The organism is Streptomyces sp. NBC_00009 (genome assembly GCF_045040855.1).
In the GTDB taxonomy this organism is placed as follows: domain Bacteria; phylum Actinomycetota; class Actinomycetes; order Streptomycetales; family Streptomycetaceae; genus Streptomyces; species Streptomyces aureus.
On the sequence record NZ_CP108312.1, the window covers coordinates 2473426 to 2485019 of the forward strand.

Here is an 11594-nt window from a genome sequence, read left to right on the forward strand (position 1 = left end):
GACAAGCCCAGCTCGGCGCGGATCGGCTCATCGCGCCGCCGTGCCCGTCTCCTGAGCCGCGTCCGGGACACCGTCCCCGGGCGCGGCTTCCGCCTTCGTACGGGCGGCGCGCACACCCCGTACCCCCCACACCGCCGCCGCGACCGGCGCCGCCGCGGCCACGGCGAAGCAGGCCGCGAGCGGGAGGCGGGCCACCAGGAGGCCCGCTCCTGCCGTGCCGGCCGAAATCCCGGCGTTCACCGCCGTGTTGACCCAGGCCCCTGCCTGGGTGCGGAACGCCGGCCCGGCCGTCTCGTCCGCCACGAGATACGCGGTCGTCAGGGCGGGCGCGACGAAGAGGCCCGCACACACGACCGCCACCCCGAGCGTCACCAGGCCGGGCGCGAGCGCCGCCGCCCCCAACGCGCCGGCGAGCCCGGCGGCGAGGAACGGCAGCCGGACGCGGGCGGGAGTGGACCAGGTGAGGGCGCCGTTCGCGAGGCCGCCGACCGCGCTGCCCGCCGAGAGCGCGGCCATCACCCAGGCCACGGCGTCGGCGTGCTGACGGGCGTCGGCGAAGGCGAGGACGAGCAGGTCGAGGGCGCCGAGGGCCAGACCGACCCCCACGGCGACGACCACCGGCTGCGCGAGGCCGCGCACCGGCGAGATCCCGCCGGAGGGCCCGCGCCGCCCCGCGTCCCGGCCCGCGAGGCCCCGTACGGCCGGGGACGCCACGAACGCGGCGGTTCCCACGGCCACCAGCACCGCGCTGACGGCGACGCCGAACGCCGCAGGGGCGAACTGCACGACCACGCCCACGATGAGCGGGCCCGACACGAGCAGCAGTTCCTCGGCCACCCCGTCGAGGCTGTACGCGCGCTGGAGCAACCCCTCGCGCTTGCCGACGAGTTCGCTCCACACGGTCCGCATGGTCGGGCCGAGGGGCGGGGTGCACGCGCCGGCGGCGAGGGCGGCGACACCGAGCAGGAGCCCGGAGGCCCCCGGCCGCCAGGTCAGCGCCGCGAGCACGCCGAGCAGGACGGCGTACGCCCCTGTCATCGGCGGGAGCGCGCGGCGCGGCCCGTACCGGTCGATGAGGAGCGCTCTCAGGGGGGAGAGGAAGACGCTCGCGGCGCCGAAGAGCGCCATGGCCGTGCCCGCGACGGCGTACGAGCCGGTGGCGGACTTCACCGCGAGCATCAGGGACAGGGACACGGTCCCGTAGGACAGCCGCCCGAGCAGGGCGGCACCGAAGGTGCGGCGGGCATGCGGAACCCGCAGCAGGGCTGCGTACGACATGGGTGGAAGTTCCTCAGAACGAAGGGCACACGGACGCCGAGGGCCGCGACGTCACCGTTCGACGGTGGTCGCGGTCGGGTCGTGCCCTACGCACAGAGAAGGAACATGCGTCCAACGTACCAGCGGGGGGCGGGAGTTGGCGATGGGCGGAACCGCGGCACGGTCCCGCCCCACCGTCCGCTCAGGCCTCCGTCAGGCCCTCCACCAGGGAGTCCGCGGCCCGGTACGGGTCGAGCTCGCCCGCCACGATGCGCTCCGCGAGCGTGCTGAGGCGGCGGTCGCCGTGGAGGTCCGCGATGCGCTCGCGCAGGGCTGTGACGGCGATCGTCTCGACCTCGTGGGTGGCGCGGGCGAGGCGGCGCTCCTGGAGGACACCGTGCTCCTCCATCCACGCCCGGTGCTTCTCGAGCGCCTCGACGACCTCGTCGATGCCCTCGCCGCGCGCGGCGACGGTCTTCACGATGGGCGGGCGCCAGTCACCGGCGCCCCGGGACTCGCCGAGGCCCAGCATGTGGTTGAGCTCGCGGGCGGTCGCGTCGGCGCCGTCGCGGTCGGCCTTGTTGACGACGTAGACGTCGCCGATCTCCAGGATTCCGGCCTTGGCCGCCTGGATCCCGTCGCCCATGCCGGGGGCGAGCAGGACCACGGACGTGTCGGCCTGCGAGGCGATCTCGACCTCGGACTGGCCGACGCCGACCGTCTCCACGAGGACGACGTCGCAGCCGGCCGCGTCGAGCACGCGGATCGCCTGCGGCGCGGCCCACGCGAGCCCGCCCAGGTGCCCGCGCGTGGCCATGGAACGGATGTACACGCCGGGGTCGGACGCGTGCTCCGACATGCGGACACGGTCACCGAGCAGGGCGCCGCCGCTGAACGGCGACGACGGGTCGACGGCGAGCACACCGACCCGCTTCCCGGCCCGCCGGTAGGCGCTGACCAGGGCGGACGTGGACGTGGACTTGCCCACGCCCGGCGACCCGGTCAGCCCGACGACGTACGCGTGCCCCGCGAGCGGGGCCAGCGCCGCCATCACCTCGCGCAGCTGCGGGGACGCCCCCTCCACCAGGGAGATCAGCCGGGCCACGGCCCTGGGCCGGCCTTCCCTGGCCTGGGCCACCAGGGTGGAGACGTCCTGCATCACAGCTCCGTTCAGTGAGTTCCGTACCGACCTACAGAAATGCAGACGGGTTACGCCTTGGGTACCCGCACGATCAGCGCGTCACCCTGGCCACCGCCACCGCACAGCGCGGCCGCGCCGACGCCGCCGCCGCGCCGCTTCAGCTCGAGGGCGAGGTGCAGGACGACACGGGCGCCGGACATCCCGATCGGGTGACCGAGGGCAATCGCGCCGCCGTTGACGTTCACCTTTTCCGAGGACACGCCGAGGTCCTTCATTGACTGCACGGCGACAGCCGCGAAGGCCTCGTTGATCTCGACGAGATCGAGGTCCTCGACGCCCAGGCCCTCCTTCTTGAGGGCGTGCAGGATGGCATTCGACGGCTGCGACTGGAGCGAGTTGTCGGGGCCCGCCACGTTCCCGTGGGCGCCGATCTCGGCGATCCACTCCAGGCCGAGCTCCTGCGCCTTCGCCTTGCTCATGACGACGACCGCGGCGGCGCCGTCGGAGATCTGCGAGGACGTGCCGGCCGTGATCGTGCCGTCCTTGGTGAACGCGGGCCGCAGCTTGCCGAGCGACTCGGCGGTCGTCTCGGCGCGGATGCCCTCGTCCTTGCTGAACAGGACCGGGTCGCCCTTGCGCTGCGGGATCTCGACCGGGGTGATCTCGGCCTCGAAGAGGCCGTTCTTCTGGGCGGCGGCGGCGCGCTGGTGCGACTGGGCGGCGATCTCGTCCTGCTCGGGGCGCTTGATGCCGAGGCGGGTGTTGTGCTTCTCCGTCGACTCACCCATCGGGATGTTCTCGAAGGAGTCGGTCAGGCCGTCGTACGCCATCGCGTCGAGCATCTCGACGGCGCCGTACTTGTAGCCCTCACGGGACTTGGGGAGCAGGTGGGGCGCGTTCGTCATGGACTCCTGGCCGCCCGCGACGACGACGTCGAACTCGCCGGCGCGGATCAGCTGGTCGGCGAGCGCGATGGCGTCGAGGCCCGAGAGACAGACCTTGTTGATGGTCAGCGCGGGCACGTTCATGGGGATGCCGGCCTTGACGGCCGCCTGGCGCGCGGGGATCTGCCCAGTCCCCGCCTGGAGCACCTGGCCCATGATCACGTACTGCACCTGATCTCCGCCGATCCCGGCCCGGTCGAGCGCCGCCTTGATGGCGACCCCTCCGAGGTCGGCTCCGGAGAAGGACTTCAGCGAGCCGAGGAGCCGGCCCATGGGCGTACGGGCGCCCGCGACGATCACTGAGGTGGTACCGGTCGTTCCAGACATGAGGCACGGCCCCTTGGAGATGAGGAGTGAACGAGGGTTTACTCGAATGTACTGAGCAGTACCCCCCACGTCACCGGCCGAACGGTGTGATCGCGCGCACGTTGCGTAACCACCTCCGACCACGCTGCACTTACAGCATGCTGACGCGAATCGACCACATCGGAATCGCCTGTTTCGACCTCGACAAGACCGTTGAGTTCTACCGCGCTACCTATGGCTTCGAAGTGTTCCACTCCGAGGTGAACGAGGAGCAGGGCGTGCGCGAGGCCATGCTCAAGATCAATGAGACGAGTGACGGCGGGGCCTCCTACCTCCAGCTCCTCGAGCCCACCCGGGAGGACTCCGCGGTCGGGAAGTGGCTGGCCAAGAACGGCGAGGGCGTCCACCACATCGCCTTCGGCACGGCGGACGTCGACGCCGACTCCGCGGACATCAGGGGCAAGGGCGTACGCGTCCTGTACGACGAGCCGCGCATCGGTTCGATGGGGTCGCGCATCACCTTCCTGCACCCCAAGGACTGCCACGGCGTACTGACCGAACTCGTCACTTCCGCTCCGGTTGAGTCACCTGAGCACTGACCTCCGTATATCTGGGCCGGTAGGGTTGGGGGCGGCCGTCCGTCACACGGACGGCCGCGGGCCGGGGTCCGGGTTTCGGGGGGCGGGCGACGGGGCAGCAGCCCATGCTCCGCCGTTGATCTGACACCATTCCCCGGGGGCCCCGTTCGGCGGATGGACGGTGCTCGTTCGGAGAGACTTTGCGACCAGTGGGGTCTCCCCTGCTCGAACAAAGTTGAGAGCTTGGGGAAGGATGGGACCGCGCAGTGCGGGGCTACGAGAGCCAGGACAGCCGGCAGCCGGCTGAGACCGACCATCTCTCGCGGTTCGAGGCCGAGATGGACCGGCTGAAGACCGAGCGGGAGAAGGCGGTCCAGCACGCCGAAGACCTGGGCTACCAGGTCGAGGTGTTGCGCGCCAAGCTGCACGAGGCGCGCCGCAACCTCGCGTCCCGTCCTGCCTACGACGGCGGGGACATCGGGTACCAGGCCGAGCAGCTGCTGCGTAACGCGCAGATCCAGGCCGACCAGCTGCGCGCCGATGCCGAGCGCGAGCTGCGCGACGCCCGCGCCCAGACACAGCGCATCCTCCAGGAGCACGCCGAGCAGCAGTCCCGGCTCCAGTCCGAGCTGCACGCCGAGGCCGTCTCGCGCCGCCAGCAGCTCGACCAGGAGCTGGCCGAGCGCCGCCAGACCGTCGAGGCGCACGTCAACGAGAACGTGGCGTGGGCCGAGCAGCTGCGCTCCCGCAGCGAGCAGCAGGCCCGCCGGCTCGTCGACGAGTCCCGCGCCGAGGCCGACCAGGCGCTCGCCGCCGCCCGCGCCGAGGCCGAGCGGGTCGCCACCGAGGCCCGCCAGCGCCTGACGTCGGAGGCCGAGACGGCCCGCGCCGAGGCCGAGGCCCTGCTGCGCCGTGCCCGCACCGACGCCGAGCGCCTCCTGAACGCCGCGTCGACGCAGGCGCAGGAAGCCACCGATCACGCCGAGCAGCTGCGCTCGTCCACGGCCACCGAGTCGGACACGGCCCGCCGCCAGTCCGCCGAGCTCAGCCGCGCCGCCGAGCAGCGCCTGTCCGAGGCCGACACGGCGCTGCGCGAGGCGCGCGCGTCGGCGGAGAAGGTCCTCACCGAGGCGAAGGACGCCGCGGCCAAGCAGCTCGCGAACGCCGAGTCGGCGAACGAGCAGCGCACGCGCACCGCCAAGGAGCAGGTCGCCCGGCTCGTCTCGGAGGCCACCAAGGAGGCCGAGTCCACCAAGTCGGAGGCCGAGCAGGTCGTCACCGACGCCAAGGAGCAGGCGGAGAAGATCCTCGCCGAGGCCGGCGAGAAGGCACGCAACGTCACGGCCGAGGAGACCGCCTCCCAGCTCGCCAAGGCCGCCCGTACGGCCGAAGAGGTACTCAACAAGGCGTCCGAGGACGCCAAGGCCACCACGAAGGCCGCCTCCGAGGAGGCCGAGCGGCTGCGCAGCGAGGCCGAGGCCGAGGCGGACCGGCTGCGCGGCGAGGCGCACGACATCGCCGAGCAGCTCAAGGGCGCCGCGAAGGACGACACCAAGGAATACCGCGCCAAGACCGTCGAGCTCCAGGAGGAGGCCCGCCGGCTGCGCGGCGAGGCCGAGCAGCTGCGGGCCGAGTCGGTCGACGAGGGCGAGCGGATCCGCAGCGAGGCGCGCCGCGAGGCCGTCCAGCAGATCGAGGAGGCGGCCAGGACCGCCGAGGAGCTGCTCGCCAAGGCGAAGGCGGACGCGGACGAGCTGCGGGCCGGCGCGCAGACCGAGAGCGAGCGGGTCCGCACCGAGGCCATCGAGCGCGCCACGAACCTGCGCAAGCAGGCCGAGGAGACCCTGGAGCGCACCCGCGCCGAGGCCGAGCGGCACCGCGAGGAGGCCGGCGAGCAGGCCGAGGCCACCAAGGCGGAGGCCGAGCGGGCCGCGCAGGAGCTGCGCGAGGAGACGGAGCGCGCGGTCGCGGCCCGGCAGGCGGAGGCCGCCGACGAGCTGACCCGGCTGCACACCGAGGCCGAGCAGCGCCTGACGGCGTCCGAGACCACGCTCACCGACGCGCGGGCCGAGTCGGAGCGCATCCGCCGCGAGACCGCGGACGAGACGGAGCGGCTGCGCGCCGAGGCCGCCGAGCGGATCCGTACGCTCCAGGCGCAGGCCGAGACGGAGGCCGACCGGCTGCGCACCGAGGCCGCGTCGGACGCGTCCGGGACCCGCGCCGAGGCGGAGAACGTCGCCGTACGGCTGCGGTCCGAGGCCGCGGCCGAGGCCGAGCGGCTCAAGTCGGAGGCGCAGGAGAGCGCGGACCGGGTGCGCGCGGAGGCCGCGGCCGCGGCCGAGCGGGTCGCCACGGAGGCCGCGGAGGCGCTGTCCGCCGCCCAGGAGGAGGCCGCCAGGCGCCGCCGCGAGGCCGAGGAGACCCTCGGTTCCGCGCGCCAGGAGGCCGACCAGGAGCGCGAGCGGGCCCGCGAGCAGAGCGAGGAACTCCTCGCGGTCGCCCGCGCCCGTGTCGAGGAGGCGCAGGCAGAGGCCGTACGTCTCGTGGAGGAGGCCGACCGGCGCTCCACCGAGATGGTCGGCGCCGCCGAGCAGACCGCGCAGCAGGTGCGCGACTCCGTGTCCGGGCTCCAGGAGCAGGCGCAGGAGGAGATCGCGGGCCTTCGGAGCGCCGCGGAGCACGCGGCCGAGCGCACCAGGCACGAGGCGCAGGAGGAGGCCGACCGGGTCCGCGCCGACGCCTACGCGGAGCGCGAGCGTGCCACCGACGACGCCAACCGCGTGCGCGGCGAGGCCGCCGTCGAGTCGGAGGCCGCCAAGTCCCTTGCGGAGCGCACGGTTTCGGACGCGATCGCCGAGTCGGAGCGGATGCGGTCCGAGGCGTCGGAGCACGCCCAGCGGGTCCGTACGGAGGTCTCCGAGCGGCTCGCGTCCGCCGAGCAGGACGCGTCCCGTGCCCGGGCCGATGCCCGCGAGGACGCCAACCGGATCCGTTCGGACGCCGCCACGCAGGCGGACACCCTCATCACGGAGGCCACGAGCGAGGCCGAGCGCCTCACCCACGAGACGAACACCGAGGCGGAGCGCGTCCGCGCCGAGTCGACGGCCGCGGCCGAGAAGCGCGTCGGCGACGCCACGGAGGCCGCCGAGCACCTCACGAACGAGACCAACGCCGAGGCGGAGCGCGTCCGTTCGGAGTCCGTCGCCCGCGCCGAGCAGCTCGTCGGCGACGCCACGACCGAGGCCGCCAGGCTGCACGCGGAGTCCACCGCCGCGGCCGATCAGCTCACGAACGAGACCCTCACCGAGGCCGAGCGGGTGCGCGCCGAGTCGGTCGCCAGGGCCGAGAAGCTCATCGCGGACGCGACCGGGGACGCCGAGCGGCTGCGCGCCGAGGCGGCCGAGACCGTCGGGTCCGCGCAGCAGCACGCCGAGCGGATCCGCAGCGAGTCGGAGCGCGTCAATGCGGAAGCGGCTCAGGAGGCCGAGCGGCTCACGTCCGCGGCGCGCGCCGAGGCCGAGCGGACCCTCGACGAGACCCGCAAGGACGCCAACAAGCGCCGCTCGGAGGCCGCCGAGCAGGTCGACAAGCTCATCACGGAGGCGAGCGCGGAGGCCGAGAAGCTGACGTCCGAGGCGCAGCAGGCCGCGCTGAAGGCGACCGCGGACGCCGAGTCGCAGGCCGACATGATGGTCGGCGCGGCCCGCAAGGAGGCCGACCGGCTGGTCTCCGAGGCGACCGTCGAGGGCAACTCCCTGGTGGAGAAGTCCCGTACGGACGCGGACGAGTTGCTCGTCGGCGCGCGTCGCGACGCGACGGCGATCAGGGAGCGCGCCGAGGAGCTGCGCGAGCGCATCACCGGCGAGATCGACGAACTGCACGAGCGGGCGCGGCGTGAGTCCGCCGAGGCCATGAAGACGGCCGGCGAGCGGTGCGACGCGCTGGTGAAGGCCGCCGAGGAGCAGCTCACCGAGGCGCAGGCGAAGGCCAAGGAGATGGTCTCGGAGGCGGGTTCGGAGGCGAGCAAGGTCCGGATCGCCGCCGTGAAGAAGGCCGAGGGCCTGCTCAAGGAGGCCGGGGCGAAGAAGACCGAGCTGACCCGCGAGGCCGAGCGCGTCCTGTCCGAGGCACAGGCGGAGGCGGAGCGCACGGTGGCCGAGGGCAAGCGCGAGCTGGAGGTCCTGGTCCGGCGCCGCGAGGACATCAACGTCGAGATCTCCCGCGTCCAGGACGTCCTGGAGGCGTTGGAGTCCTTCGAGGCCCCGTCCGCCGGCGGCGGGAGCAAGGAGGGCGCCGTCAAGGCGGGAGCCGCAGCGGGCGCTACCCGATCGGGTGGCAAGGGGTCGGAAGGGTAGCCAAGACAGCAACGGGCGTGCTTGGTAAGGACCTTCGGCGCTGCCGCTGGCAAGCCATCCTGCGGTTAGCCACTCAAAAGGGGTGTCATTCTCCAGATCAAACGGGCATCTGCTCGATGACACGCCGCTTTGACCCCTAGGATTCCCCCTATCACCTCACCGGTCTCATTCGACAGGAACCCCATGAGCGACACTTCCCCCTACGGCTTCGAGCTTGTGCGGCGTGGGTACGACCGCGCTCAGGTGGACGAACGCATTTCCAAGCTCGTCTCCGACCGTGACAGCGCTCTTGCTCGTATCACTGCTCTGGAAAAGCGCATCGAAGAGCTCCACCTCGAGACGCAGAACGCCCAGGCGCAGGTGAACGACGCCGAGCCGTCGTACGCCGGTCTCGGCGCGCGCGTCGAGAAGATCCTCCGCCTCGCCGAGGAGGAGGCGAAGGACCTGCGCGAGGAGGCCCGGCGCGCCGCCGAGCAGCACCGCGAGCTCGCCGAGTCGGCGGCCCAGCAGGTGCGCAACGACGCAGAATCGTTCGCTGCGGAGCGCAAGTCCAAGGCCGAGGACGAGGGCGTCCGGATCGTCGAGAAGGCCAAGAGCGAAGCGGGCACGCTGCGCGCCGAGGCCCAGAAGGACGCTCAGTCGAAGCGTGAGGAGGCGGACGCTCTCTTCGAGGAGACCCGCGCCAAGGCCGCCCAGGCCGCCGCGGACTTCGAGACGAACCTGGCGAAGCGCCGCGATCAGTCCGAGCGCGACCTGGCCTCGCGTCAGGCGAAGGCCGAGAAGCGTCTCGCGGAGATCGAGCACCGCGCGGAGCAGCTCCGCCTGGAGGCCGAGAAGCTGCGGACCGACGCCGAGCGCCGCGCCCGCCAGACGGTGGAGACCGCGCAGCGCCAGGCCGAGGACATCGTCGCCGACGCCAACGCCAAGGCCGACCGGATCCGCTCGGAATCGGAGCGCGAGCTCGCCGCGCTGACGAACCGCCGCGACTCCATCAACGCGCAGCTCACCAACGTGCGCGAGATGCTGGCGACGCTCACCGGTGCGGCCGTCGCCGCCGCGGGTGCGCCCGCGGAGGACGAGCCGATCTCGCGTGGGGTTCCCGCCCAGCAGACCCGCTGAGCAACCGCAGTCGGACGCCGAAGCCCCTTGCCGCTCCAGTGGCAGGGGGCTTTGTCCCGTTCTAGCGTTGCCGCATGATCGAGCTCGAGGGGCTGACCAAGCACTACGGCGAGAAGCTGGCCGTCAACAACCTCACCTTCACCGTCAGACCGGGCATCGTCACGGGGTTCCTCGGCCCCAACGGCGCCGGCAAGTCCACGACGATGCGGATGATGCTCGGGCTCGACAACCCGTCAGCCGGCGATGTGCGCATCGACGGGAAGCACTACGCGCAGCTGAAGGACCCGCTGCGGTACATCGGCGCACTCCTCGACGCGAAGGCCATGCACGGCGGCCGCAGCGCCTACAACCACCTGCTGTGCCTGGCACAGAGCAACGGCATCCCGCGCACCCGCGTCGTCGAGGTCCTCGACACGGTGGGTCTGACACCCGTCGCCAGGAAGAAGGCGAAGGGGTTCTCGCTGGGCATGGGCCAGCGCCTCGGCATCGCGGGCGCGCTCCTCGGCGACCCGCGGATCCTGATGTTCGACGAGCCGGTCAACGGGCTCGACCCCGAGGGCATCCACTGGATCCGCAATCTGATGAAGTCCCTCGCGGCGCAGGGCCGTACCGTCTTCGTCTCCTCACACCTGATGAGCGAGATGGCGCTGACCGCGGACCACCTCGTCGTCATCGGCCAGGGCCATCTCCTCGCCGACACCTCGATGTCCGACTTCATCCAGCAGAACTCCCGCTCGTACGTGCGTCTGCGCTCGCCGCAGCAGGAGCGGCTCCTCGATGTGCTGCACGAGGCCGGGATCACGGTCGTCGAGGCGGGCAACGGCACGCTCGAAGTGGACGGCGGCAGCCCCGAGCAGCTCGGTGACCTCGCGGCCGCCCACCATCTCGCCCTGCACGAGCTGAGCCCCCAGCAGGCCTCGCTCGAGGAGGCGTTCATGCAGCTCACCGCGGAGTCGGTGGAGTACCACGCGCACACGGACGAGCTCGGGGTGCCGCCGCCCGCCCAGCTGCCACCACCGACACAGCAGCAGGGCTGGGGCGAGAGCTGGGACCGTACGAAGAACAAGGGAGCCTGACCGATGGCCACGACCCAGGTTCTCCGGTCCGAGTGGACCAAGATCAGGTCCGTCGCTTCGACGGTGTGGACGCTCAGCCTCGCGGCGGTCCTGACGATCGCGCTCGGCGTGCTGATCTCGATCCTGTCCAGGAACGAGTTCAAGAACATGAACACGAGGGACCGGCTGTCCTTCGACCCCACGTTCATCAGCTTCGCCGGGATGAGTCTCGGTCAGCTCGCGATGATCGTCTTCGGTGTCCTCGTCGTCTCGAACGAGTACAGCACCGGGATGATCCGCACCTCACTCGCCGCGGTCCCCCAGCGCGGCACGTTCCTGTTCAGCAAGGTCGCCGTGGCCACCGTCCTGGCGTTCGTCGTGGGCCTCGCCACGAGCTTCATCTCCTTCTTCCTCGGGCAGGCGGTCCTCGGCGTGCACCGGGCGCAGATCGGTGACCCGGGCGTGCTGCGCGCGGTCATCGGCGGCGGCCTCTACATGACGCTCATCGCCATGTTCTCGATGGGCGTCGCGTCGATGCTGCGCAGCCCAATGCTGTCGCTCGGCATCCTGATGCCGTTCTTCTTCCTGATCTCGAACATCCTGGGCAACGTCTCGGCGACGAAGAAGATCGGCCGGTTCCTGCCCGACCAGGCCGGCAGCAAGATCATGCAGGTGGTGACGCCGATCGACGACGACACCCCGTACGGGCCGTGGGGCGGCCTGGGCATCATGGTGATCTGGGTGATCCTGGCCCTGTTCTTCGGATATGTGCTCCTCAAGAAGCGGGACGCATAAGGGTCCCGGGCAGCTCCAGGGGCTTTGCCTCGTCTTGGCCGGAA

Annotated in this window: 8 protein-coding genes; 5 read left to right on the forward strand and 3 right to left on the reverse strand. The window is 72.0% G+C overall.

The annotated features are described in order from the left end of the window. Positions 1 to 27: 27 nt before the first annotated feature. From OHA58_RS10870 to OHA58_RS10880, 3 genes are all read right to left on the reverse strand, one after another. Positions 28 to 1278 (reverse strand): MFS transporter, encoded by a 1251-nt coding sequence (locus OHA58_RS10870; protein WP_405478530.1) that lies wholly within the window; start codon positions 1276 to 1278, stop codon positions 28 to 30. 181 nt (positions 1279 to 1459) lie between these two features. After that, positions 1460 to 2416 carry a methylmalonyl Co-A mutase-associated GTPase MeaB gene (gene meaB / locus OHA58_RS10875; protein ID WP_405478531.1) on the reverse strand — a complete coding sequence of 319 codons (957 nt, stop codon included), beginning with the start codon at positions 2414 to 2416 and terminating at the stop codon, positions 1460 to 1462. Between the two features lie 50 nt (positions 2417 to 2466). Then, positions 2467 to 3669: an acetyl-CoA C-acetyltransferase gene (locus tag OHA58_RS10880; RefSeq protein WP_405478532.1), complete on the reverse strand. Its 1203-nt coding sequence runs from the start codon at positions 3667 to 3669 to the stop codon at positions 2467 to 2469. Between the two features lie 137 nt (positions 3670 to 3806). On the opposite strand from OHA58_RS10880, the gene mce reads away from it, so the two are divergent. From mce to OHA58_RS10905, 5 genes are all read left to right on the forward strand, one after another. Further along, positions 3807 to 4247, forward strand: coding sequence for a methylmalonyl-CoA epimerase (gene mce / locus OHA58_RS10885; protein WP_100595983.1), 441 nt, complete (start codon positions 3807 to 3809; stop codon positions 4245 to 4247). Positions 4248 to 4492: 245 nt separating this feature from the next. After that, positions 4493 to 8581, forward strand: coding sequence for a polarized growth protein Scy (scy, locus tag OHA58_RS10890; RefSeq protein WP_405478533.1), 4089 nt, complete (start codon positions 4493 to 4495; stop codon positions 8579 to 8581). Between the two features lie 183 nt (positions 8582 to 8764). Then, on the forward strand, positions 8765 to 9700 hold the full coding sequence (locus tag OHA58_RS10895) for a cellulose-binding protein (RefSeq protein WP_266559998.1): 936 nt from the start codon (positions 8765 to 8767) through the stop codon (positions 9698 to 9700). Between the two features lie 74 nt (positions 9701 to 9774). Further along, on the forward strand, positions 9775 to 10776 hold the full coding sequence (locus OHA58_RS10900) for an ABC transporter ATP-binding protein (RefSeq protein WP_405478534.1): 1002 nt from the start codon (positions 9775 to 9777) through the stop codon (positions 10774 to 10776). 3 nt (positions 10777 to 10779) lie between these two features. Further along, positions 10780 to 11550: an ABC transporter permease gene (locus tag OHA58_RS10905; RefSeq protein ID WP_405478535.1), complete on the forward strand. Its 771-nt coding sequence runs from the start codon at positions 10780 to 10782 to the stop codon at positions 11548 to 11550. Positions 11551 to 11594: the final 44 nt, after the last annotated feature.